Genomic DNA, 23,630 nt, shown 5'->3' with positions numbered 1-23,630 from the left:
TGATGGGGTGGGCCGCCGTGACGGTCGCCTTGCTGGCGGCCACCCCCGTCTTCCTCACGAGGGGAGACGTGACGCCCGAGGCGGAGCTGCGCGCCGAGGCCGAGGCCACGTGGAAGGCGCTGGAGGCTCGCTACGTAGCCGAGGCCGGAGGTGTCCCGGGCCGGGCGCCGGTGAACATCTCCCTGCGGAGGGGCGAGGGGATGTTGCCCTCGCGCAACGGGCAGGGGCGGCCGGGCGTGGTGGAACTGCGGCAGAGCACGCCCGGAGTGCTGGACGAGCGGATGCGCGTGGCCCTGCGGCACGAGCTGGCGCACCAGTTGCTGTGGTGGGCGTGCCCGGCCTCGGCGGAGGACCGGCTCTTCCACGAGGCCTTCGCGCTGGCGGTGAGCGGGGAGCTGGCCGAGTGGCGGGAGGCGCCCTACCAGTCGCTGACAAGTGCTTCGGCGGAGCTGGCGCACAACCCGGACGTGGACACGCCACGGGCTCGGCGGGCCCTGGCGCGCGTGCTGAACGAGGACACGGGCTTTCCGAGGGCTCTGACGCGCCGGTTGCGGCAGTGCCAGGACGGGGCGCGTTGGGCAGTGCCGCTGTCGGTGGACGAGCTGGCCGGGGTGGCGGTGCTGACGGCGGCCTCCGCCACGGTGGTGCTCAGCCGCCACTCGGGCGAGGTGCTGTTCTCCGAGGGGGACATCCGCACGGCGATGCCCTACGGCTCGACGCTCAAGCCCTTCGTGGTGGCCGGGAGCACGGCGCCGCCGCCGGTGCTCTCTCCGCGAGCGGAGGTGCCCGAGTGGGTCTGTGGCGAGCGGCTGCCCGGGAAGGTGGACGCGAAGACGGCGCTGGTGCGCTCGTGCAACGGGTACTTCCTGGACTGGGAAGGGCAGGGGAGCACGCCGAAAGCCTTCGGTCCCTGGGGCGCGGTGCTGGCCGCGGTGGGCCTGTCCGGCGAGCCCCTGGACATGGCGGATGCCATTGGACTGCGCTCGACGCTGCGCCTCTCTCCGTGGGGGCTGGCCCAGGCGTACCGGCTGCTGGCCGAGGCGAGGCCGGACTTGATGGAGGTGCTCGCGGGCAGCGCGGCGCGCGGGACGCTGTCTGAATTGCCGGCCTCGAAGGCCTACGCGGGCGTGGCGGCGAAGACGGGGACGGTGCGGGACGCGGAGAGCCGGCCGAAGCTTGGGTGGATCGTCGTGGTGGACGAGGACCTGGTGGCGGTGGTGGCGCGTCCGGGGAAGATGCCGCGCGCCTTCGCGGACGAGGTGCCCGAGGTGCTGGCGAAGGTGCGGAAGAAGCGGAGCGGGCTGGAGGCCGCGCGGGTGCAGGTGCTGGGGCTGGTGCAGCCGAGTGCCATCGAGGCCCGGTGCCAGGGCGCGGGTTTCTCCCTGGAGCAGGGCACGCCGCGAGCCGTCCCCGAGGGTTTCACGAAGCTGGAGCCGCTCGTACAGAAAGGCACGGTGGTGTGCCTCGGGAGCCCATGGCGGGTGCGCTTTCCGGATGCGCCAGCCGGCCGCGACTATGCGGGCATCTTCACGAACTCCCCGCCGCCACCCTACAAGCTGCCCGCCGGAGTGCCCACGAGCCCGAATGCCTTCAAGGCCCGGAGGGGCTCGGACTTCCTCTTCCGCACCACCCGGCTGCAATACACGGCGGGAGTGGTGGCGGCCGAGGACGCGTCGTTGAAGGGAGAGGCGCGGGTGGCGCTGGCGCGCGTGGTGGCGCACAACGAGCGGCACGCCCACAGCCGCCACCCGGGCCGGCCGGTCTGCGACACGACGCACTGCCAGGCCTTCCTCGGGACGGTGCGCGTGCAGCCCGAGGAGGAGCGGGCGCTCGCGGCAACTGCGCTGCGCTGGCGCGAGTGGCTGCCGTTCTCTCAGGGAGGCCAGGAGCCGTGGAGTGAGACGCGTCCGCGCGGGCAGGTGGAATCCCTGCTGGGCCACGGCGTGACGGGGGTGCGCTTCGCGGACGGGCGCGTGCACTACCTGCGCACGAAGCGGGAGGGGAGCGCGGTCTTCGACGCCGCCGAATCACTGCCGTGCGAGCTCCTGCGTTCAGCGCTGAAGCTCCCCGCCTGTCCACTCACCGCCCACTTCGGGGACAGGGAAGTCTCGTTCGAGGGGCGGGGCCAGGGCCACGGGGAAGGGCTCGATGTGGAGGCGGCGAAGGCGAGCGGCCTCGATGCCGGGCGGATCCTCGAGCGCGCCTACGCCAGGTGAGGCAGTCCGTTCAGTTCCGCCACCCGCTGGAGGATGTCCGCGGGTTGGTGGGCGATGAAGTCGGGGCCCGCCTTCGTGAGGACGTCGAGGGACTCGAATCCCCACGACACGGACAGCACGCGCAGCTTCATCTTCCTGCTGGCCACCACGTCCCGCTCTTCATCTCCGACGTAGAGCACCTGCTCGTGGGTCAGCCCGTACGTCTTCAGGTACCGGGAGATGACCTGGTCCTTGCCGAACAGGTTGCTGGAGCAGTGGACGCGCTGGACGACCGGCTCCATGCCGTTCCTGGCCAGGAACCGCTGGATGTTCTCGGCCGCGTTGGTCGAGATGATGCCGACCGTGAGGCCGTGGCGGTGGAGCGTCTGGAGCACGGGGAGCATGCCGTCGAAGGCCACCACCGAGTCCACGAAGTTCTTGTAGCTCCGGCCGACCTCCACCATCACCGAGGGCAGCTTGTAGAGCGGGACGCCCATCTTCCGGCATCTCTCCGGGATGGAGAGTCTGCTCAAGACGGGGATGTCCGCTTCGACCATCGGGTTGAACCGATGCTTCTCCGCCACCTGGTTGTAGGCCGAGAGCACCACCGCCCTCGAGTTGGCGATGGTGCCGTCGAAGTCGAACACCACGTTGGAGATCATGCCGCGGACCTCAGTGCGCGGGCTTGAACGTCCCGGGCCGGGACGCCGCGGCCTGCTGCACGGCCTGCTCGAAGTCTTCCCGGCTGGTGAAGGTGCTGATGCCGCCCAGCTTGAGGCTGGCCAGCGACACCCCCATCAGCACTACCTTCGAGCCGAACAGCACGCTGAGTGAGTTGAGCTTCGGGGCGAGCGGGACGGCGCGCTCCGTCATGATGGTGCGCGCCTCGGTGGCGTAGAGCTCCATCTCCTCCCAGTCGTGGAAGACGTCGGTCTTCGGCTGGGTGGAGACGATTCCCTCGATGCTCATCATGGCGAGGTGGGCCAGGTGGGCGTCGTACATCGCCCCCTGGAATCGCGTCACGATGACGTGCGGAGCGGGCTGCCACAGCCGCAGCTCCCCGTTCGGGGTGGTCCAGGTCTTGGTTCCATTCACGACCGAGTGCGCGAGCATGCGGGGCGAGTTACGGCAGCCGGCAGCCGGAAGCAAGGACTGACGCTTCCCATCCGGCGATGTGGGTGGGGGTAGGGCTTCTACCGTCGAGCATAGGTCATTGGTGCCGGGGTGGGGGCTGCGCCCAATCGAGGAAGAGGTCGTCCCGTGGCACGGAGAGTCTCCGAGCGGACTGAAGGACGGAGGGGTCCGCCCGGCGCTCCACCGCCTCGAGCACGCGCAGCAGCCGCTCTCCGGAGCTGTCGAGGTGGTCGCGGGCGAGGCCATGGGCCTCCAGCGCGGCGAACAAGGCGGGCAGGTCCCCCGTGTGGCGGAGCCCCTGGGCACAGGCACCTCCCGGCCGGGCGCGGAGGATGACGCTGCTGAAGTCGCTGCCGAGCATGACGGCCTCGGGGCCCACCTGCCGCGCGTAGTGCAGCCAGTGAGCCACGTCGTCGTCACAGGTGCCCTGCTGGTAGCCCTCCCAGCGCTCCTCGAGGGGCACCTGCTGGAAGGAGCGGAAGAGGCCGATGCCGATCAGCCCTCCGCCCGCGCCGATGCGCTGGGCCAACGGGGTGCTCAGGCAGCGCGTCCCGGCCCAGCCCGCCCCGGTGTGCGAGTAGAGGAGGGGCACCCCCGCGGGCCCGGCGAGGGCGAGCACCTCCTCGATGGTCCGATCGCTGGCATGGGCCACGTCGATCAGGATGCCGAGCTGGATCATCCGCCGGACCGCATCCACGCCGAGCGGCGTCAGGCCTCCGTCCCGTCCGTTGGTGAGGCCTCCCACGAGCGCGCCGAACTGGTCATCGGCCGCGCCGGCCAGCGGGTTGTCGAAGAAGTGGACGAGGGTAATGGAGCGCGCGCCCGCGGCGTAGAGCAGGTCCACGTCCTCCACGCGCCGGATGCCCTCGCCGCCCTCGACGGCGGGGATGAGCACGAGCTGTCCGTCCGCGAGCTTCCGCCGCGCCTCCGCGGCACTGTGTGCCAGCACGAAGTCGGGGTTGCGCCGGGCGAAGGCCTCGAGCTCCGTGAGCTGGTGGAGGGCCTCGCCCAGGGCGCTGCGGCCGGGACGGGTGGCGTTGGGCGGCCAGACCGTCGCGAGGATGAGCCGCACGCCCGCCCGCCGCAGCGCCGCCGCGTCCACCTGGTTGACGAGGAACGCCGCGTGCGAGCCCGCCAGCACTCCATCTCCGGGCTCGCCCTGGAAGAGGGGCCCGAGCGCCGCGCGCATGGTCACGTGCACGTGGAGATCGGCGCGGAGCACCTCGGGCGCCACCGCGGGCGCGGTTTCTTCCGGAGGCGGCCGGAGGACGGCGCACCCCAGGCTTCCCAGCAACATCAGCGAACAGAGCCACAGCTCACGGACGGCCATGGGGGCAGCATGCCGGAGCAACAGGGGGATTGTCGTGTTGCGCATGCTCCCTCTCCCTCTGGGCTGAAGATTGCACACGCTAAGCAGGCGGGGGAGCGGTAAGAGACTGGGCAAGGGAGAAACCCGCGACGTAGTCGCGTAGCCGCTCGTAGCCGCGCCAGAGGACGAGCCAGCCCGGAGGTTTCTTGTCCGGGTTGGCCATGTAGCCACCCAGGGCCGCGATGAGCAGCAGGGCCTGACGCAGCGTCAGTGCCCCTTGAGGCCGCATCCGCGGAGCGAGTCGGGGTGCCATGGCTTGGAGCACCTGCACCTCGGTGGGCTCCAGCACTGCGGTGGCGGGCTCCTCCGGGAGGGTGCGGCTCAGGGTGCGCAGGCGAAGCAACGTCACGGAAATCAGCAGGGTGAGGGCGAGCAGGTTTTCCAGGTGCTCGCGCTTCTGGTGCTGCCGCCGCTCCAGGCGGCAGCCCGTCTTCAGGGCCTTGTGCAATTCCTCAATGCCCCACCTCTTCTGGTAGGCCGTCACCACGCCCCAGGCCGCCTCCACACTTTCAATGGGGACGTTGCTCAGCAGCAGCCACTCCACGGCCTTCTGTCCCTGTGGCGGCTCTTCTTCGCGCACCAGCACGCCCCACACCTGCACCGGCGGCCCACCCTGGCGCCCGGGAGGCAGCAGCGTGAGGGAGCCATAGCGCAGCGACAGCGTGGCGTCGCGTGCGGTGCGAGCCACCCTGTCAGCTCGGGCAGGCTGGGCCGACACGTGCAACTGCTGGCTGCCCACCACCGGCAACCCTTCCATGCTGGCCCACAGCTTCCCCCCTTCCTCCTGCACTCGCCTGTCCTGGCCGGCGCGCACCAGCAGCTGATAGCCCTGGCTGGCCGCGCGGGAGGACAACTCGAAAATGTCTCCTTCGGCATCAATGACGTGCAGCAGGCGCCCTGGCTCTCCCACGCGCTCTTCGGCCTCCACCAGGGCCTGCCACCACAAGCCGCTCTCCTTGTGCTCGAAGGGCCGCTGCTTTCTGTCCTGGGCCTTGCCCCTTTGCCCTGCCGGGCGCGCCCAGGTGCGCGCTCCCAGCACTCCAAAGGCGGCGCCGTCGGCCTGCACCACCAGAGCCGTCTGCAGGAAGAAGCCCTGACACACGGGGTTGCCCACCAGGCCCACCCCGCTCATGGACAGGTGACTGAGCTCCACTTCCGTGCGGTCGTGCACGCACAAGGCCACCTCTCCGGCTTGCCCTTGCGCCACTGCCTTCGCCACTGTCTGGGCCGCTGGCTCCAGCAGCCTCTGGAAGCTGACGTCTTCATTCTCCACCATCCGGTAGGCCCCTATTCGTTCCGCCCGGCTGGTGCCCAATCGGTTGAGGGTGACCCCGGGCTGCCCCTCCATCAGGTGAAGGGTGTGCAGCAGCCTGTCCCTCAACCACACCTCGTCCTGGGGTCCGAAACTCCCTGCCGGATAGAGAACCTCGTACGTCAGATGCAAAGAGGCAGCGTTCATGCGCCGCCTCCCTTATAGGACCCTACCGCTCAAGTCATGCGCCTGACAGCTTGCTCACCCCTTGCTCCCTCTCTCCCCCTCCGTGTGCATTCTTCAGCCCTCTGGGAGAGGGCGGGGGGTGAGGGTCGTCACACGGTGCGCAAGGGAAGACCCTCACCCTGGCCCTCTCCCAGAGGGAGAGGGGACGCCGCGCATCTGCGGTGCTGAGAATGGGCGCTGGCCGCTGTAGGGTTGACCCTCCATGAGCCTCTCTGACGCGGCTGCCTGGCAGCTCCCCTGGCGCGGGCTGGGCCTCAGCAGCAACCTCGACGCGGCGGACCAGCCGCACCCCTACCGGTTGCTCGCCGAGTCGCCCGGCCTCTTCGACTACGTGGAGTACAGCGCCCCCCTGTCGCTCGACGAGACGCGGCGGTACGCCTCGCTCTTCCCCGAGATGTGGGAGCGCCGCGGCGACGTGCCGGTGCTCTTCCACCCCGTGCACCTCAACCTCTACGGCCCCGAGCTGGAGCCCGTGAAGGCCCTCGCGGACCTGGATGCGCACGCGCGCGCCGTGGGCAGCGCCTGGGTGGGCAACGACATCGGCTGGTGGCACGCGGGCGGGCAGCCGTTCCCGGGCTACCTCTACTTCACTCCGCCCTTCACCGAGGCCGGCGTCCGCGACAGCGTGGCCCATGCGCTCCACATCCAGTCGCACCTGTCCGTGCCGCTCGCGCTGGAGAACCCCGCCGCCTTCGCCAAACGCGGCGAGCTGCACGTGCTCGACTTCATGGCCCGCGTGCACGCGCGCACCGGCCTGCCGCTGCTGATCGATCTGGGGCACCTGCTCAGCTACCAGCTCGCCGCCGGGCTGCCCCTGGAGACGGGGCTCGACGGCTTCCCGTTGGACAAGGTCATCGAGCTCCACCTCGCGGGCGGCGTCATCACGCGGCGCAACGGGCGGGGCTACTACGTGGATGACCACACCCAGCCCGTGCGCGAGGAGCTCTTCGGCCTGCTGGAGTCGCTGTTGCCGCGCTGCCCCTCGCTGCGCGCCGTCACCTTCGAGGGAGACGGACACCCGCCCGAGGTGGCCGCCCTCACGCTGCGCCGCCTGCGCAAGCTGGTGCCCGCCACGCCGCGGCCTCCGCTCACACTCACCCCGGTGAAGGAGCCCGCGCCGGCCCTCACCCGCGAGAGCGAGCCGTGGTCCCTCTACGACATCGGCTACGGCGCGAAGGCGGAGACCGGGGGCGATGCGGAGGGCGCCCGGGCGGAGACGGACTTCCGCCTCGCGGTGGTGGCGGAGACGCTCGACCGGGACTGGCCGGTGTCGCGGTTGCTGCTCGCGGGCACGCGGGATGGGCTGCGCGCCTTCACCGCCTCCAAGGAGTTCCGCGAGCTCTTCGAGGGCCTGAGCCGCTCGCCGGGACATGCCTTCGCGTCCTGGGCGCGGCGCCAGTTGCGCGAGCATCCGGACGAGGGCGCCGCGGCGGCGGTCACCTTCGAGACATTCCTGCCCAACGCCTTCATGACGCGGCCGGCGCCGGCGCCCGGTCCGGGGCAGGTGGGGCTGGCCGAGGACGTGCGCGTGGGCTCCTTCCCCGTGGACCTCACCGAGCTCGTCTTCGCCGCGAAGGCGCTGCGCCGCCACCTCACGGGACGCGCGTGGGCGTGCGAGGTGCTGGACGTGAGTGGCCTGGAGTCGCTCGCGCAGGTGGCGCGGCGCCCGGCTCCGGGCCCGTGGACCTTCGTCGTGCGGCGCAGGGGCAGGGGGTTGGAGGTGCTCCCGGTAGCGCCCTCGCTGTTGCAGGTGCTGCGCTCGCTCGTGCAGGTGCCCCGGGCGGTGGAGGAGGTGCCCGCCCCGGTGCTGGCGGAGGGCAGGGCGCTGGGCGTGTTGCGCCGGGGCTGAGCCGGACGGGCGCGCTCAGGGGCAGGGGCCGCAGTCCCTGCCGCAGTTGTCGTAGGCCTCTCCGGTGCCGCACTTCTCGGACACCTGACAGACGCCATCCCCGCACGTGTAGATCTCCGAGCGCAGCAGCCGCGTGGTGATGGCCGGGTAGCTGATGCCGTTGTGGGTGCAGGACACGTAGAAGCGCCGCGAGGCATCGAGGGTGCAGAACCTCGCGCAGTCCTGTTCCACGCGCAGGAGCGGGGCGCACGGGTGGCCTCCCGCGTCCCTCTTGTTGGAGAGGGCGCAGGCGCGCGCGGTGCTCTCCCTCTCGTTGAGCGGACGCCCGTCATTGCCGGCGTAGACGCCCTCGGGGGTGAAGAGGTTGCCGAAGAAGCAGGCCTCCTTCTCCGAGTACAGCGCCAGCTCCCAGTCCGGCGTGGGGATGGCCACGCCCTGGGCGCTCAGGCCCTGCACGGAGATGGAGATGTGGAGCTCGTACTTGTCCACATGGGCCGCCAGGCAGGCGGAGACGATGCGTTGCTCGGCCAGCGTGGCGGGCGAGCCTTGGGTCCAGTCCGGCGCGAGTCCCAGTCCTCCCCGCCAGCTCCACGTCTGGCCCGTGGTGGGGGAGGTATAGGTGCGGCTCTCCTCTGCGGGCGCGGCGCAGCGGACGAGGTACTCCATCACCGAGGCGTGGAGCTCCGGGTTCGTCTGGAACCAAGCGTGGAACCTGGCGGAGGACAGGCCCTCGAGCGACAGGCCGTTGAGGGACAGCCCGTTGAGCGACAGGCCATTGAGGGACAGGCCATTGAGGGACAGCCCGTTGGAGGTGTGCAGCTCCTTGAGCGCCTGGGGCCGCCGTGCGAGCGGCTCGGGCCCGGGTGCTGCGTCCTCCATCGGGCTGCAGGCACTCGCGGTCAGCAGCAGCAGCAGCACGAGCCTTGAGCGGTGGAGACCTGCGGCGGAGACACCGGTTTCCATGGGCTACCCCCCAGCGTGGCGATGCGTCCGGGCCTTGCGCCCGGGGAGCCTCGAAGGCGTGGTCGCGAGGAAGCTGCGCTCCAACTGTAGAATGTACTTATGATTGGAATCAGTAAAGGTGATGAAGCCGGGGATTCCGGGGGATGTCGGTGGGCTGACAGAGGCCGCAAGACAGGACTTGTCGGGTTCCAGACGAAGCCTTGCGCGCGCCTGCCTTGCTGCGGTAGTTCGCGCCTCATGCTGTCGTCACCTCTCGTCGTTGGCATCGCCGGTGGTACCGCTTCCGGTAAGACGACGGTCGCTCGGAAGGTCCGCGATGCGCTCGCCGACTGCCGCGTGGCCTTCATCGATCAGGACTCGTACTACCGGGACCTGTCGGACCTGACGCTGGCCGAGCGCCGGGAGGTCAACTTCGATCACCCGGACGCCTTCGACACGGACCTGCTCGTCGAGCACCTGCGTGAAGCTCAAGGCGGGCCGGCCCATCCAGAAGCCGGTCTACGACTTCGTCACCTCCACCCGGCAGCAGCACACCGTGCGCGTGGACCCCGGGGACATGATCCTCATCGAGGGCATCCTCGTGCTGCACATGAAGCCGGTGCGCGACGAGATGAACGTGCGCATCTACGTGGACACCGACGACGATCTGCGGATCCTCCGCCGGCTCGAGCGCGACATCCACGAGCGCGGCCGCGACTTCGACCACGTGGTGAGCCAGTACCTGCGCCACGTGCGCCCCATGCACATGGGCTTCGTCGAGCCCTCCAAGCACCACGCCGACATCATCGTCCCCCACGGCGGCAACAACGACATCGCCATCGGGATGCTCGTGGGCGCGCTGCGTGCCCGCCTGAGCAATCCCCACCTGCAGCGGTAGTACGGGGCCTCAGCTCCGGCGGCGCAGGAAGTCGCGCATCGGGCCGTGCAGCCGCCGGGCCTGGGAGAGCAGGCTCGCGTGGGTGCTCGGCGGGGGCAGCTCGTGGTAGTGCGCCCGCACGCCCGCCGCGCTCAGCAGGTGGTACGTGTCGCGCACCCGTGACGGCGGGGCCAGCGCGTCCTCCGCCGCCGCCACCAGCAGCACCGGCGCCCGCACCTGCGCCAGGCCGTCGGTGACGTCTCCTCCCGCGTAGGCCGTGCACAGCAGCGCCCACGTGTTCGCGTCGAAGCACTCCGCGAAGGCCTCCGCCTCGGACTCCAGCGCCTGCTCGGCGGAGGGCCCGTGCACCTGCCGCAGGTACTCCAGGTACTGCTTGCGCAGCGCCCGCTTCGGCCCGTGGCCCGGCGGGTACTGGCCCTCGTGGAAGTCCGGCTCCATCCGCAGCACGTGGCGCGTGAGGCCGAGCCGCTCGCGTTGGGCCTCGGGCAGGGTGCGCGCGGCGCCCAGCACCACCACCGCCGCCGCCAGCTCCGGGAAGAGCGCCGCGAGCCGCAGCGCCACCATGCCTCCGAGCCCCACGCCCACCAGCGCCCGCACGCGCTCCACCTTCATGGCGCGCAGCATCGCCGCCACCGCGCGCGCCATGTCCGTCACCGTCACCGTGGGCAGCGCCGCGCCGTAGGGCAGCCCCGCCTGGGGGTCCACCGTCACCGGCGACGTCGAGCCAAAGGGGCTGCCGAGCAGGTTCGGCACCACCACGTGCAGCGTGGACGTATCCAGCGGCCGCCCCTCGCCGGCGAGCTCCGCGCCCCAGCCCGAGGGCCGGAAGGCCGCCTCCTCCGCGGGTCCCAGGGCCTGGTGCGAGTGCGCGAGGTCGTGCAGCAGCACCGCAACATTGTCGTCCGAGCGCTCACCGCAGGCGTACCAGGCGAGCTGGGCCCTGCCCAGCAGGCCGCCCTCCTCTAGAGGAAGTGCAACCGGTAACGCCACGCTGCCGGTGGTCTGGTACACGCGAGGCAGGTCTCATATCACTACGGCCGTCATTTCCCGAGACAGGAGCATCTCCGCGTGAAGCGTTATTTCGGAGTCATCGTCGTCATCGCAGGCCTCCTCATCGGCGCGGTGATGACGTACCGCAGCTCGAGTGCCAGGGCGCTCGAGGCCCAGCGTGAGGCGGAGTTCACCCGCATCCAGAAGGACTACCTGGAGCGCGTGGGGTGGATGCGCGTCAATCCCGACGAGGCCTCCTACCGGCAGGAGCTCTCTCCGTTCTTCAAGGTGTACTTCGAGCAGATCGGGTCGCACCAGAACCGCTACAAGCTGAGCAGGGACTTCGACGCGTACCTCGTCGAGCTCGAGCAGCGCGGCGAGAAGGAGGATCGCGCCGCGGACCGCAAGGCCTTCTACGACTACACGCGCAAGGTGTTCGATCAGATGCGCGAGGGCCGCTACAAGCCGCAGTGGACGGCCACCGACAAGGGCATGCGCCTGGACGTGGTGCAGCTCGGACGTGGTGATGGTGCTCAACAAGCCGCAGGTGCGCCTGCAGCTCGCGCTCTGGGGCGCGCACCGCGAGGAGCGCACGGACGGCAAGGTGAAGAAGATGGTCACCAGCGCCTCCTTCAAGACGCAGTGGAAGCTCACCGACGAGAGGGGCAAGCTCATTGGCGAGATGACGGGCGAGGATCCGTCGATGAAGGTCGACTTCCCCGAGCGCTTCATCGCCGAGTTCCCCCCGCAGATGGTGCTGGGCCACTACGACATGGACCTGGTGCCCAGCGAGGTGAAGAAGATGGAGATCACCTTCAACGTGAGCTCGCGCGCGGCGTCGGGCGGCGATGCCACGGCCACCTACCTGTGGAAGCTGGACGTGCCCTCCGATTGGCGGCTCGGCAAGGGTGAGACGTGGGAGGGCGCCGAGGTCACCGAGCGCTCCGAGGAGGAGATCGATCCCTCGAAGGCGCAGAAGAAGTAACCCGCTGGAAGACCCCTACCCCCGTTCCTTCCCGGAGGGGGTAGGGGAGCCGTCCGGACGTGCCTTCTCCTCGAGACGGAGGAAGCAGAAGCTCTCGCAGCGCCACGCGGCGCAGCCCGTCCACGTCCTCGAAGCCCATCCGCACCGCGTACGGGTGGAGCTCATCCGGCATGGGCTGGCCGAGCCGCTCGACGAAGTACCAGCGCCACAGCTCCGGCTCGGTGAGCCCCACCTGGCTCAGGCGCGGATTCTCCAGGCCGATCGAGGCCAGGGCCCGCGCCTTGCGCCGCGCGCGTTCCACCAGCCCGCCGTAGGTTCCGGCCGAGCGCAGGTGGTCCGGCAGGTGCAGCAGCGCCTGGGACTCCAGCCGCTCCTCCATCCAGCGCACCGCCTCCTCCTCACGGAAGAAGCCCTCCGCGTCCTCGACGTGCTGCTCGGAGAGCCAGCGTTGTATCGAGTCGGCTTGGAGCAACCCGCGCTCGCGGCGGAAGGCCTCGACGGCGCCCTTCACCACGTCGTCTCCCGCCTTCCTTCCGAGGCTCCGGCTCCGCTCCAGAAGCAGTGCGCGCGCCAACCCGCCCTGGCGCGCCTGGAGGAAGGTGCCGGACACCCGCAGCTCCTCCAGCAGTCCCTCCGGGTCGGAGTCATCCCCCGCGGCGTCCGTCTCCGTCCGCAGCCGCTCCGCCTCCTGGCGCGCTGCTTCCCAGGTGTCGGTGTGCTCGAACGTGAAGCGCACGCGCTTGGGCTCGGGGTTGGCGGCGAGCTCCTCCCGCATCCGCCGCAGCATGGCGAGCGCGTCCTCGCGCTTCTGGTTCACCCGGCCCTTGGGCCACCACGCGCGCAGCGGCTCCAGCTCGGCCGCCGGCACTCCGTCCCGGACCGCCCGGGCCAGCATCGCGCCATGGCTCCGCTCCGGGTAGTAGAGCTCCTTGGCCAGGCGCTCCAACCGCTGACGGAGGCGCTCGGTGATGACGCCGGCCTCCCGGGCGCCGGCCAGCGTGGCCCGGAGGTTGACCATCGCCTCCGAGAGCGGCCGGTAGCCGTCCTCGGGCGGCGCATGGGTGATCGTCACCTCGTCGTCGTCCTCCAGCTCGCCCCGCTGGAAGGCCTCGAAGACGCGGCCGACACCCACCATCCCGAACCGCTCCAACTCCATCGCACGCAGCGCCCCCATGCTGGCACTGCCGTAGACGTGGATCCCCTTGGCCATGGCCCAGAGGATCTCCTTGTGCCAGACCGCGGGCACCCGCTCGAAGTACCCATCGATGATGCCGATGGCGCGCGGCCCGTCGAGCGCGGCCCGGTACACGTCACCCATCGCCACCGGCGGAAGATAGACGGCCTCCAGCTCGGCCCGTGCCTCCTCGGCCGACAGGGTGGGGCCCGTGAAGATGTAGATCATGACCGGCGCTCCCGCAGAACCTTGTCGGCGCGCGGGCCCCGCACATAGCCCGGCGCGTCATGCAGGGACTCCAGTCCGGGGATCACCACCCGCACCACGGGGATGCCGAACTCCGGCCGTGTCAGGTCCACCACCACCACCTGCTCGAGGCCCGCCGCGTTGAGCCGCTCCAGCTCGAACGTCACGTCCTCCTCCAGGGTCTCGCTTTCGAGAGAGGGCACGTCCTGGAATCGCCGCATCGGCCCCCTGGCCCCCATCAACGCGCGGGTGCGGAGCCAGTACGCCTCGTCCTGGGTGCTCTGGTAGCGGCTGCGCCCCAGGTCATCGCGGGAGCCGGAGATCAGCGTGACCCGGGCCTGCGCCGCCTCGGTGAGGGCGCGCAGCAGCGCCACCTCGCGGCTGGGGTGACAGCCCATCCCGGTGGTCGGGTACAGCGGGCGGAGCGGATCCAGCTCGCGTTCGGCGATGGTGCAGATGAAGCAGGGCAGGCCGATGTCGCTGGTGCTCTCCCAGACGGCGAGCTCCACCCCGGCCCGCTCGAACCGGGCCATCACCTCCCGGCAGTTGGGATCGTCCACCGTGGCCAGGTCCAACCGGGTCCGGTACCGCCCCTCGTCATCCAGGGCATTCCAGAGGGTGGTGGCATCGCGCTCCACCACCTCGCAGATGCCGTGGCTGATGGCCTCCAACAGGTGGTTGCCCGAGGACAGCCCGTTCGAGCTCATGAAGAACGAGCCGCTCCCGGCGGGCAGCGGCAGCGTGAAGTTGACGTGGACCAGCTCGAAGGGCAGCCACACCGGCGTGCCGTGGCGCAGCTCCCGGCCCTCGATCCACAAGAGCCGCAGGTTGTCGTGGTACGAGCTGGAGGACAGCCTCGGCAGCCGGGTGACGTCCACCACGGGGAGCGTGAACCGCAACTCATTGTAGCTGGCGAGCTTGAGCGGCAGGGTGATGCGCTCCGCGTGGTACATCTCGATGGACTCCATCAGTCCGGAGACCTTGGCGGAGACGAGATCCAGGCCCTTGCCCTGGGAGACCGCGAGCGAGCGGGAGTTGGGGCGGCACACCATCACGGTGGGGATGCCCAGACAGTCCAGCCCGGAGATGTTGGCGATGCGGGTGATGCCCATGACGGGCATCAGGGGCCGGACGCGCTCGAGCGTCTCCTCGGGAGAGACGAGGCGGTGCGTGCCCGCGCGGTGGCGCTTGGAGAGCGCAGGACCGGTGCCGCGAGGGGGAGACCCGGCGGCGCGCTTACGGGCGCCACCGGACTTGGGCCGGGATGGCTCTTTCACTGGAGAGGCTACTTCTTGGAGGCCTTGGTGCGGGCCGGCGCCTTGGTGGGGATGTTGTCCAGCATCTGCTTGTTGATCAGATAGCAGGCCGCACCCTGTCCCGTGGACGCGTTCTGCCCGATGTCGGCGAGCACCGTGCCACTGCTCACCAGGTTCGAGATCTGGCCCGTCATGTTGTCCGGAACCTGGTACTGGCTCCAGACGGACTTGTTCACGTAATAGAAGTTCCCGTCATCGTTGTAGATGACGATGGTGTTCTCATCCAGGACCACCGGCTCCGGCTTCTTGTTGGAAGCGGTCTTCTTCGTCGTCTTTCGTGCAGCCATGTTCCCCTCCCGGAATTGCTCTGGTTGGTGCTGACTGACTGGAGCACGCCTGGGGGGCGTGCTCGGGTTCAGGTTACGCCGACAGCGCCTGGGCCACGAACTCTTCGATCGACTTGGGCCGCAGCGGGATGGCCTGCAGCGCGGGCTTGGGATCGAGCCGGTAACCGAGGGCGACGTTCAGCATCAGCCCGGCGAAGGACCGCTGCATCGGATCCTCCCCGGACTGCGTCTGCTCGCGCAGCTCCTGCTCGGGCACCTGCTCCACCTGGAACTTCTTCCCGGAGCGCTCCTCGAACTTGCGGATGATGTCGAGCTGGCTGAGCGCCTGCTCGCCACCCAGTTCGAGGACGGCGTTGTGCGCCCGCGGGTTGTCCAGCGCGCCCACGGCGAAGCGGGCCACGTCCTCGAAGGAGATCCAGTTCAACCGGCCCTCTCCCGTCCCGAAGAGGCGCGCCTTGCCGTTGGCCACGTCGAAGCCGAGCGCCGGGCTGAGCCAGACCTCGGTGAAGTAGGAGGGCTGGAGGATGGTGAAGGTCATCCCGCTCTGGACCAGCCGCTCCTCCACGGAGCGCTTGGCGGCCTGCAGGGGGAAGTCACCCTGCATCGCATGGAAGGAGACCAGCACGACGTGCCGCACCCCCGCGGCCTTCGCGGCCTCCAGCAGGGCGAGCTGGCCCTCGTGGTCCACCGACTGCAGCGAGTCGCCCGGCTGCCGCGACAGCGTCGAGGAGGCGGTGGTGAAGAGGGTTTCCGTGCCCTTGCAGACCTCCAGCAGTGAGGCGCGGTCCTTGAGATCTCCCTGCACGATCTCGGCGCCCAGCTTGCGCAGGCCCTCCACCTTGGCGGGATCGGACGTCGGGCGCGTCATGGCCCGCACGGGCTTGCCAGCCGCGGCGAGCAGCCGGCAGATCGCGCTCCCCACCAGTCCCGTTGCGCCTACGACGGTATTCACTCGTTTCATGGATGTGGCTCCCTGTCCCTACTCGGCGCTCGGCGCCGGGTGGTCCGTGTCCTGCGTTGCATGGTGAGACACCGGCTTGGAGGGCCGGTAGTCGAGGTTGATGGAGGTGGCGTGGTGGATCTGCTGATTCTGGCTCACGCACGTGTCCTCGAGGTCGTGGTACGGCCCGTAGTCGCCCAGGGCCACCATGGTGGGCACCAGGACGTTGGGGTCGGGGATCTGCCAGTAGTGGAGGACCTGGTTCGTGGACCCGTGGCAGGCGTTGACCAGCGTCCATCCCTTGGTGGTGAAGGGGTTGTTCGGATCCTTCAGGATCCCGGTCATCAGCGTGTCGAACCGCGCCAGCTCGCCAGGCTTCACCCGGATGTCGACGGTGAGGAAATAGAAGCCGGCGGCGGGATGCGTGTTCTGATTGGCAACGGGGGGCGGGCTGTAGTTCGTGGGTCCCATCACCTGGGTGTCCACGTGCTGGATGCACGCCTGCAGCGTCGCGTCGTTCTCGAGGGCTTTCGTCCCCTCGGCCAGTCCCTGGTTCGTCTTGACCTGGAACAGCAGGAACATCTGGCTGGGGAATCCCGTCACCGTATAGGCGCTGGCGAGCATGACCCAGCCGTACTCCCACAGGGTGGAGCGCAGGAGGTTGTTCACCTCGTTGAGGTAGTTGGTGACGTCCGACGGACCCGTCTTCAGCACGATGTCGAGCCACACGTACTGAGGCGTGGCCTGATGGGTGAGGGCGGACTGCTCCCGGTGATCCGTGATTCGACGCATGCGGAACGCTCCCGTGTGGGGGGGGGGTGAGGGGAGACTATGGCGCGGGCTGGAGGGCGCGCGCTGTGAGCGGGTTCATACCCGCGCCCCCCTAGAGGTACCCGTGTCGCTGGACGGCCTCGAGCCCGCGCACGAGCTCCTCGCGCGCCTGCTCCGTCCGGCCCTCGTCCCAGGCCTGGGCGGCCCGGGCCAGGAAGTCCGTGATCGTGTCAGGGAGCAGCTGCTGCTTGGGATCGATCAGCGCCCGGGCATGCTCCACGCCCTGCTGGATCGCTCCGCGCTCCACGCTCGCGGCGAGCAGGAGGACCAGTCCCTGCCACTGGAAGGGGTACGGGTAGACGACGGCGAGCTTGCGCCAGAGGTCCACCGCCGCCTGGGCCTCCCGCTCCGCCTCCTCGCGGCGGCCTTCCCGCCAGCTCACCCACGCGAGGTTGGCTTGCGCCGCCCCCAGGTAGTCATCCATCCCGCCAGCGGTGGACACCTGCCGGCTGCGCTCGCCATAGCGCCGGGCCTCCTCCACCAGGCCGCGTTGGCGGTAGCTGACGGTGAGGTACGTGAGGCAGCGGGACAGCACTGTCACGTCGCCGATCCGCTCGCCCCACCGGAGCGCGGTGAGCATGTGGGCCTCCGCCTCCTCGTGCGAGCCATGGAACAGGTGGGAGAAGCCCAGGACGAAGTGGGCCATCGCGATGTCGCCGGGATCTCCGCCCTCCAGGCTCGCCTCGGCGGCCACCCGGCCGTAGCCCACGATCTCGGCGGACAACCGGTAGCGCTCGCGCCGGAAGCCGGCGGTGGCCACCGTCTGGAAGAACCGCGAGCGCTGCAGCGGCGTTCCACGCTCCTGGATGACCGGGCGCACCTTCTCCACCAGCGCGCTCATCTCCTCCACCCGGTTGAGCCAATAGTAGACCCAACCGCGATCCACCTGCACCTGAGACCACTCGCGCCACCAGCCCGTCAGTTCCTCGGGGGAGAGCGCCTCGTCCTCACCGGGCTCGCGGCCCAGCGCGGCCTCGGCCTTGTCGTACTGGCGGAGCGCCTCGTCGTGGCGATGGTGCGTCTCCCAGCTCTTGCCGATCTTGCGGTGCAGCCGCGAGCGCCGGCCCCGGTCCTCGTTGGCCCACGAGAGTGACTCCGCGAAGGAGGCCCGCGCCTCCTCGTGCTTGCCGAGCAGGACCTGCACATCGCCCTGGCTCTCGTGCAGGTGGCACAGCGAGTCGCGCCAGCGCGCCAGCTCTCCGCCAGCCTCCAGGGCTCCGCGGACCTCGGTCACCGCCGCCGCGTACAGGGAGAGCGCCTCGTTGTTCGCGTACGCCGCTCGGGCCCGATCTCCCGCCCGGGTGAGGTAGTCGATGGCCCGGTCGCGCACTCCCGCCCTGGACCAGTGGTGCCCGAGGTTGGGGAAGTACTGCTCCAGGCCGCGAGTGCCGGCGTATTGCTGCTCGATGGCGGTGGCCGCGCGCGAGTGCAGGGAGGGGGTCAGCTCCGCGGGGATCTGCCGGTAGAAGGACTCGCGCAGCTTGTCGTGCACGAAGCGCAACCGCCCGCCGGTGGGCTGCTCCAGGATCTGGCGGATCCGCAGCGTCTCCAGGGCCTCCATGGCGGTGGGATCCTCCAGGGCGGCCGCGCGCAGCAGCAGCTCCAGGTCGAATTCGCGCCCGAGCACGGCGGCGAGCTGGACCAGTCCGCGCGTGGACTCGTCCAGGCCGAGCAGCCGGCGGTCCATGATCTCCGCCAGCGAGCGGGGCAGATCCAGGGTATCGAGCGAGCCGGCGCTCTCGCGCAGCACCCATTCCCCGGCGGTGTTGCGGTGGAGCAGGCGCGCCTCGATGGCGGCCCGGAGGTACTCGGCGATGAAGAAGGGGTTGCCTTCCGACTGGCGCTCGAGCACGTCCACGAATTCGGCGGGCGGTGTCCGGAGCGCGAGCATCCCGCTCACCATGGAGCGGACGTTCTCCTTGTCGAGCCGGCCGATCTCGAACTGCCGGATGCCGGGGGCCTGGACCAGCTTGCGCAACTCCTCGCCCATCTCCTCCATCCGGTAGGTGCAGAGCACCAGCACGCCGCGCTGGGCCAGCTCGGCCGGGTCGAGCGTCGCGAGGAAGCCGAGCGAGAGTTCGTCGGCCCACTGGAGGTCATCCACCACGAGGAACAGCGGCCGGTGGGAGGCCATGCCGAACAGCACCTCCTTGAGCGATTGGAGGACGCGGGCGCGAGCGGCCTGGCTGGGGAGGTTGGGCGGTGGGGGCAGCTCGCGTTGACCGGGCAGGTCGTCCAGGCCGGGCTCGTAGGCGGCCAACACCTTGCCCTTGGGCCCGAGCAGGCGCGCCGTCTCCTTGGCGCCCCACTGCCGGCATTGATCGGCCACCGTCGACAGCAGCGAGCGGAACGGGTGGAGGGGCGGCGCCTTGACGGCGCGTTCCGAATCGCTTCCCGTCACGCCGAGCGCCACACACTCGCAATTGATGACCGAGAAGTTCTGGCGGTTGGCGGCGCTGGCCATCTCCATCGCCAGCCGGGTCTTGCCCGCGCCGCTGCCACCCCCGAGAAAGAGGAGCTCCCCGTGTCCACGGCCGACGTTCTCGAGCGCCGCGTTCAGCTCCCGCACGACGTTGCCGCGTCCGGAGAAGACCGGGCGGTAGACGTAGGGCTCGGGAGGCGGCGCCTCATCGGGTTGCCCGGGCTCGGCGCCCAGCTCCGTGAGCATGCGGGCCACGTCGTCGGCATAGCCGAGCCGGTTCTCCGGATCCTTCTCCAACAGCTTGAGGACGAGCCAGTCGAGCCGCTCCGGGATGCCCTCCACGAGCTGGGAGGGCGCCACCGGCTGCTGTTGCAGGTGCCGGGTGAGGATGGTGCTGCGAGGCGCGTTGGCGAAGGGGGGGTGCCCGGTCAGGCACTCGTAGATGATGCACCCCAGGGCGTAGAGATCGGTCCGCGCGTCCACGAAGCCACCGCGGATCTGCTCGGGCGCCATGTAGAGGATGGTTCCCATGGCGTCGCCGCCGGTCTGCAGCACCTCGCGTCCGCGGCCGCCGCCGAACTCGCCCGCGATGCCGAAGTCCATCAGCACCACGGAGTTGTCCGGCCGGATGAAGATGTTGCCCGGCTTGAGATCCCGGTGGACCACGCCGAGGCCATGCAGGTAGGCCAGGGGGACGCACAGGCGCCGCAACATGGTGAGCACCGAGGGGAGCGGGCGCTCGAGCATGCGCCTGGGGAGCGCTTCGTTCAGCTCCGCGGTCGACATCGTGCTCGCGCTGTCGTCGTCGGCGAGGCTGGTCTCGGTCGGATCGTTGTGGCTCGGGGCCGACGGGTGGTCGATGTAGTTGCGCAGGGTCCGGCCCGAGAGCAGCTCCATCGCATACCAGGGCAGGCCGTCGAAGACGCCCTGTTCCAGGATGCGCACCACGTTCGGGTGCTGGATGCGGCCGAGCGCGTGGATCTCCCGCCGGATGCTGGCGGCGATCTGGGCGTCCACCACCCGGACCGTCTTGATGGCGGCGGCCTCCCCGGTTTCCCGATGCAGGCCGCGATACACCACGCCCATTCCGCCGCTGCCGAGGACGCCGAGGATCTCGTAGGGGCCAACGCGTTCCGGAAGGGACTTCTGCGCAGGGGACACTGAGTGCACGGGCGACGCGCTCCGCCTCGGAGGTTCGATCCGGGTTGTTGGTGAGGCGTGACTATACCTGGACCTTCCTCGAGGCCACCAGCGCGCCCCCGGCGCGGCCGCGCCGCGTCACCCCAGCCGCTCGGATTCCGCGATTAATTGGTGCATCAACTCCGCCGCCGGAAGGCCGCGGGAGAGCGCGGCAGCCTGGCCCGACCAGAGCGTCATGAAGCGGGGATCTCCACGGGCCGCCGCGGCGCTTCGCAGCGCCCCCGTGGCCGCGTGCTGGAGCGGGAAGGGGAGGAGGGCCTCCTTCTCCGCGAAGGCCTCCGACAGGGCGTTGGCGAGGCCGCGGGCCGGGCGGCCGGACAAGGCCCGGGTGATGACCGTCATGTCATCCCGCGCCTCCCGGATCGCGGCCTTGTAGGCGGGCGTGGCTCCCGACTCGGGGCAGGTGAGGAAGGCCGTGCCGAGCTGCACGCCGCTCGCCCCGAGCACACGCGCGGCGGCGATCCCCCGCCCGTCCATGATGCCCCCGCTCGCGATGACTGGAATGCGCACCGCATCGGCGACCTGGGGGACCAGGGCCATGGTGCCCACCATCCCGGCCTCGAAGGGCTCCGCGAACGTGCCGCGGTGTCCGCCCGCCTCGCTGCCTTGCGCGACCACGGCGTCGACTCCCGCGGCCTCGAGCAGCTTCGCCTCCCGCACGTTCGTGGCGGTCCCGATGAGCACCAGCCCTCGCGCCTTCAGCCGCTCGAGCTCCGCGGAAGGTGGAATCCCCAGGGTGAAGCTGAAGATCGGCGCTCCGCTCTCCAGGACGGCGTCCACCTGCTCCTCGAAGGCTGGAAACGGAGAGGTGGGCGGCTTCGGAGGTTCGAGCCCGAGCTCCTGATGGTAGCGGGACAGCTCCGCCAGCATCCGGCCCGGGTCCGCCTGGGCGGGCGGGGGCTGGGGCGCGAAGAGGTTGATCGCGTAGGGACGATCGGTCAGCTCACGCACCCGCCGCGCGAACCGCACGATGTCCGCCGGCTTCATGTAGGGGGCTCCGATGGAGCCCAGCCCGCCCGCGTTCGAGACGGCGGCGACCAGCTCCGGTGTCGTGACGCCCGCCATCGGAGCCTGGATGATGGGGTGCTCGATCCCGAGCCGTGCCGCGAACTGACTCCATGCGTGGGTGACACTCATGACCACCTCCGTCGGGTAGGGGTTCTCCTCAGCCGCCCACCACCGCGAAGTGCGAGACGAGCTGGTAGGCCGAGATCGTGCCGAGCTCGTCCAGGAAGTAGAGGTTGAGCTGCGCGTCGGCCTGGAGCGCCATCAGGCCCGCTCCCGCCCGCACCTCCGCGAGCACGTTGCCGCTGTCGGGATCCACCGCGCGCACGCGCTCGCCCGGCACCAGCACCACCCCGCGCGAGATGATGGGCTGCAGCGCCTTGGTGAGTTGCTCTCCCGCCGCGCCCACCCGCCAGTCCACCTCGCCCTCGTCGCTCATCCGCGTCGCCGCGCCCAGTGCCGACGTCACCAGCACTCCGCCCGGCAGCCTCGCCAGCGCGAACGGTCCCGGGCCCAGGTGCAGCGACCGCTGCCACCGCGTCTGGCCGTTCGCATCCAGGCACAGCAGCACGCCCTCGCCCTCCAGTTCCCCGGCCACGTACACCCGCTTCCCGCTCGGCAAGGGCGCCGAGGGCAGGGCGAGCGACATCTCGTACGTCCATGCCGCCTCGCCCGTGTGGGCGTCCGACAGCAGCAGGGCGAAGTGCGAGCCCTGTCCCAGCGTGGCCACGAAGCGCCGGCCCCAGGGCACCGGAGGGCCCAGGAAGGGCAGGGACGCGCTCACCCGGAAGCGCACCTGTCCGTCCGCCAGGTCCAGCCCGTAGAGGTACCCCGAGTCCGTCGCCAGCAGGGCCCGGTGGGCGTGGACGCCCAGGTGGCTGCGCCGCGTGCGCGGAGGCGTCAGGCGCCACATCTCCCGGCCCGTCACCTCGTTGTAGGCCAGGGCGATCCGGTCATCCGACAGGGTGAGCAGCAGCCCGTCCTGCCGCAGCAGCATCGGGCCGATGCGCAGCCCATCGTGGTCGTGCAGCCAGCGCGCTCCCGCCCCCTTGCCATGGAAGCCGCAGACTCGCACCGCGCTCGCCGCCAGGCTGAAGCCGTCCGTCGAGGCCGCCACGCCGTGCGTCGCCGCCCGCCGCCAGAGCTGCTTGCCCGATTTGCGCTCGAAGGCGCAGGCCATCTGGGGCGACGAGTACACCGGTCCCTGGCGTCCCAGCATGAGCCGCCCCTGGTCCGCGTCCGCCAGCTTGCGCTGCTCCCACAAATCATCGAAGCGCAGGCGGCGCAGGCGTCCCGGTACCTTCAACGGGCGCGAGGCCGCCGGAGACGGCACCGTCCGCGCCATCGCCAGCCCACTCTCCTCCGGAGGCTGCACCGCCCCGCGCAGGTGCGAGAGTCCCTCCCGGCAGCGCTCGGTCAGCTCCACCAGGTAGGGGTTGCCCGCCAGCGCCCGCTCGCGCTCGGACATGGCCACCGCCAGGGCCTGCCCCAGGTGGAACATGGCCTCCGCCAGCGCCTGGCCCGTCAGAGGGAAGGAGGCTCCGCCCAGCCGCGCTTCTCCCGCCTTCAGGTCCAGCGTCAGCTCCGGACGCACCCCCGCGGGCTCCAGGCTGTAGCGCGGCTCGCCCAGCTCCACCGCCCGGGCCAGGTCCGCCGCCTGCCGCGCCAGCTCCAGCGCCGTGAGGAAGGGCGGCCCCGGCGCGCGCCAGGCCACCGGCTTGTCCGGCAGCGCCAGCCACACCTCGCCCGGGCACAGCAGCGAGGCCAGCGCCGGGCCCTTCTCCCTCGCCGCCCGCCGCAGCACGTCATCCGCGTCGTCCAGCGCGAAGCCGAAGCCGGGCAGGGTAGGGGGGGCCACCCGCCGGGTGAAGGGCTCCGGACGCAGCTCCGCCGGGAGGTGCACCGGCTCCTCCAGCCGCCTCAGCGCCCGCTCGAGCCCCTGCTCGACGGCCGCGGGCAGTCCCCGGGGAGCCACCTTCCGGATGTCGTCCAGGAAGCCCTGTCCGCACACCCGGGCCGCCTCGGCCAGCTCGTCCGCGTCCAGCCGCAACGGCGGACGCAACAGCCGGGCCGGCCTGGAGAGGCTCGCCACCTGGAAGCTCGATGTCCGTTCCTGAACGTCGCAGCACCAGCTCCAGGTGCGCCTCCGTCAGCGACACCTGCGCCAGCCGCCGCCCTCCCGCGAGCAACCCCGCCACGGCCTCCACGAGCGCCGGCACCGCTTCCACGAGCGGTTCCTCCACCGCTCCCGGCAGCAGATTGACCCCGTCCAGCTCCAGCGAAACGGAATCGTGCGGTGGCTCCGCGGGTTCGCGCTTCCACCGATGTCCGATGCGAAAGCGGATCATC

18 protein-coding genes and 1 pseudogene are annotated in these 23,630 nt (G+C 70.5%); 4 read left to right on the top strand and 15 right to left on the bottom strand.

From position 1 onward, the window contains the following. The first annotated feature begins 2 nt into the window (after nt 1-2). Entirely contained in the window at nt 3-2,216 is a 2,214-nt protein-coding gene (locus tag ACN28I_RS09010; RefSeq protein ID WP_420948602.1) for a hypothetical protein, read from the top strand. On the opposite strand, the gene ACN28I_RS09005 is transcribed toward ACN28I_RS09010, so the two are convergent. The 4 genes from ACN28I_RS09005 to ACN28I_RS08990 all read right to left on the bottom strand — a co-directional run bounded on the left by ACN28I_RS09005 (nt 2,204) and on the right by ACN28I_RS08990 (nt 6,157). Then, nucleotides 2,204-2,857, bottom strand: a complete 654-nt coding sequence (locus tag ACN28I_RS09005) for an HAD hydrolase-like protein (RefSeq protein WP_420941669.1) — start codon at nt 2,855-2,857, stop codon at nt 2,204-2,206. The genes ACN28I_RS09010 and ACN28I_RS09005 overlap by 13 nt on opposite strands. Nucleotides 2,858-2,867: 10 nt before the next feature. After that, entirely contained in the window at nt 2,868-3,290 is a 423-nt protein-coding gene (locus ACN28I_RS09000; protein ID WP_420941668.1) for a hypothetical protein, read from the bottom strand. Between the two features lie 115 nt (nt 3,291-3,405). Then, the gene (locus ACN28I_RS08995) at nt 3,406-4,704 is read right to left on the bottom strand and encodes a dipeptidase (RefSeq protein WP_420941667.1); all 1,299 of its coding nucleotides are present in this window, start codon (nt 4,702-4,704) and stop codon (nt 3,406-3,408) included. 34 nt (nt 4,705-4,738) lie between these two features. Further along, on the bottom strand, nt 4,739-6,157 hold the full coding sequence (locus tag ACN28I_RS08990; protein ID WP_420941666.1) for an IS4 family transposase: 1,419 nt from the start codon (nt 6,155-6,157) through the stop codon (nt 4,739-4,741). A 241-nt stretch (nt 6,158-6,398) separates the two neighbouring features. Here ACN28I_RS08990 and ACN28I_RS08985 point away from each other — a divergent pair, with 241 nt between their 5' ends. Further along, complete coding sequence (locus ACN28I_RS08985; protein WP_420941665.1) at nt 6,399-8,045, top strand: DUF692 domain-containing protein; 1,647 nt, start codon at nt 6,399-6,401, stop codon at nt 8,043-8,045. Between the two features lie 15 nt (nt 8,046-8,060). Here the strand turns inward: ACN28I_RS08985 and ACN28I_RS08980 are convergent, their stop codons facing one another. Further along, nucleotides 8,061-9,008 (bottom strand): hypothetical protein, encoded by a 948-nt coding sequence (locus tag ACN28I_RS08980; protein WP_420941664.1) that lies wholly within the window; start codon nt 9,006-9,008, stop codon nt 8,061-8,063. Nucleotides 9,009-9,248: 240 nt separating this feature from the next. On the opposite strand from ACN28I_RS08980, the pseudogene udk reads away from it, so the two are divergent. After that, nucleotides 9,249-9,885, top strand: a pseudogene (udk, locus tag ACN28I_RS08975) (uridine kinase). Between the two features lie 9 nt (nt 9,886-9,894). Here the strand turns inward: udk and ACN28I_RS08970 are convergent. Both ACN28I_RS08970 and ACN28I_RS08965 read right to left on the bottom strand, forming a co-directional pair. Continuing rightward, nucleotides 9,895-10,896: an alpha/beta fold hydrolase gene (locus ACN28I_RS08970; RefSeq protein WP_420941663.1), complete on the bottom strand. Its 1,002-nt coding sequence runs from the start codon at nt 10,894-10,896 to the stop codon at nt 9,895-9,897. Between the two features lie 12 nt (nt 10,897-10,908). Further along, nucleotides 10,909-11,412, bottom strand: a complete 504-nt coding sequence (locus ACN28I_RS08965; protein ID WP_420941662.1) for a hypothetical protein — start codon at nt 11,410-11,412, stop codon at nt 10,909-10,911. Between ACN28I_RS08965 and ACN28I_RS08960 the strand changes: the two genes are divergently transcribed. Then, complete coding sequence (locus ACN28I_RS08960; protein WP_420941661.1) at nt 11,402-11,860, top strand: hypothetical protein; 459 nt, start codon at nt 11,402-11,404, stop codon at nt 11,858-11,860. The genes ACN28I_RS08965 and ACN28I_RS08960 overlap by 11 nt on opposite strands. Here ACN28I_RS08960 and ACN28I_RS08955 read toward each other — a convergent pair. From ACN28I_RS08955 to ACN28I_RS08920, 8 genes are all read right to left on the bottom strand, one after another. Then, nucleotides 11,808-13,262: a TfuA-like protein gene (locus ACN28I_RS08955; protein ID WP_420941660.1), complete on the bottom strand. Its 1,455-nt coding sequence runs from the start codon at nt 13,260-13,262 to the stop codon at nt 11,808-11,810. The genes ACN28I_RS08960 and ACN28I_RS08955 overlap by 53 nt on opposite strands. After that, entirely contained in the window at nt 13,259-14,557 is a 1,299-nt protein-coding gene (locus ACN28I_RS08950) for a YcaO-like family protein (protein WP_420941659.1), read from the bottom strand. Before ACN28I_RS08950 ends, ACN28I_RS08955 begins: the two co-directional genes overlap by 4 nt. An 8-nt stretch (nt 14,558-14,565) precedes the next feature. Next, nucleotides 14,566-14,883 (bottom strand): hypothetical protein, encoded by a 318-nt coding sequence (locus ACN28I_RS08945; RefSeq protein ID WP_420941658.1) that lies wholly within the window; start codon nt 14,881-14,883, stop codon nt 14,566-14,568. 73 nt (nt 14,884-14,956) lie between these two features. Continuing rightward, nucleotides 14,957-15,844: an SDR family oxidoreductase gene (locus tag ACN28I_RS08940; protein ID WP_420941657.1), complete on the bottom strand. Its 888-nt coding sequence runs from the start codon at nt 15,842-15,844 to the stop codon at nt 14,957-14,959. An 18-nt stretch (nt 15,845-15,862) separates the two neighbouring features. Continuing rightward, nucleotides 15,863-16,615, bottom strand: a complete 753-nt coding sequence (locus tag ACN28I_RS08935; protein WP_420941656.1) for a hypothetical protein — start codon at nt 16,613-16,615, stop codon at nt 15,863-15,865. 91 nt (nt 16,616-16,706) lie between these two features. Next, nucleotides 16,707-20,246 carry a serine/threonine-protein kinase PknK gene (locus tag ACN28I_RS08930; RefSeq protein WP_420941655.1) on the bottom strand — a complete coding sequence of 1,180 codons (3,540 nt, stop codon included), beginning with the start codon at nt 20,244-20,246 and terminating at the stop codon, nt 16,707-16,709. Between the two features lie 108 nt (nt 20,247-20,354). Then, nucleotides 20,355-21,413, bottom strand: a complete 1,059-nt coding sequence (locus ACN28I_RS08925) for an NAD(P)H-dependent flavin oxidoreductase (RefSeq protein ID WP_420941654.1) — start codon at nt 21,411-21,413, stop codon at nt 20,355-20,357. A gap of 28 nt (nt 21,414-21,441) precedes the next feature. Next, nucleotides 21,442-23,373 carry a PQQ-binding-like beta-propeller repeat protein gene (locus ACN28I_RS08920; RefSeq protein ID WP_420941653.1) on the bottom strand — a complete coding sequence of 644 codons (1,932 nt, stop codon included), beginning with the start codon at nt 23,371-23,373 and terminating at the stop codon, nt 21,442-21,444. Nucleotides 23,374-23,630: the final 257 nt, after the last annotated feature.

It is taken from the genome of Archangium gephyra, assembly GCF_049060025.1.
Classification (GTDB): Bacteria; Myxococcota; Myxococcia; order Myxococcales; family Myxococcaceae; genus Archangium; species Archangium gephyra_A.
Note: the sequence above shows the minus strand (reverse complement) of the source record. Positions and strands in the feature narration are given on the sequence as shown.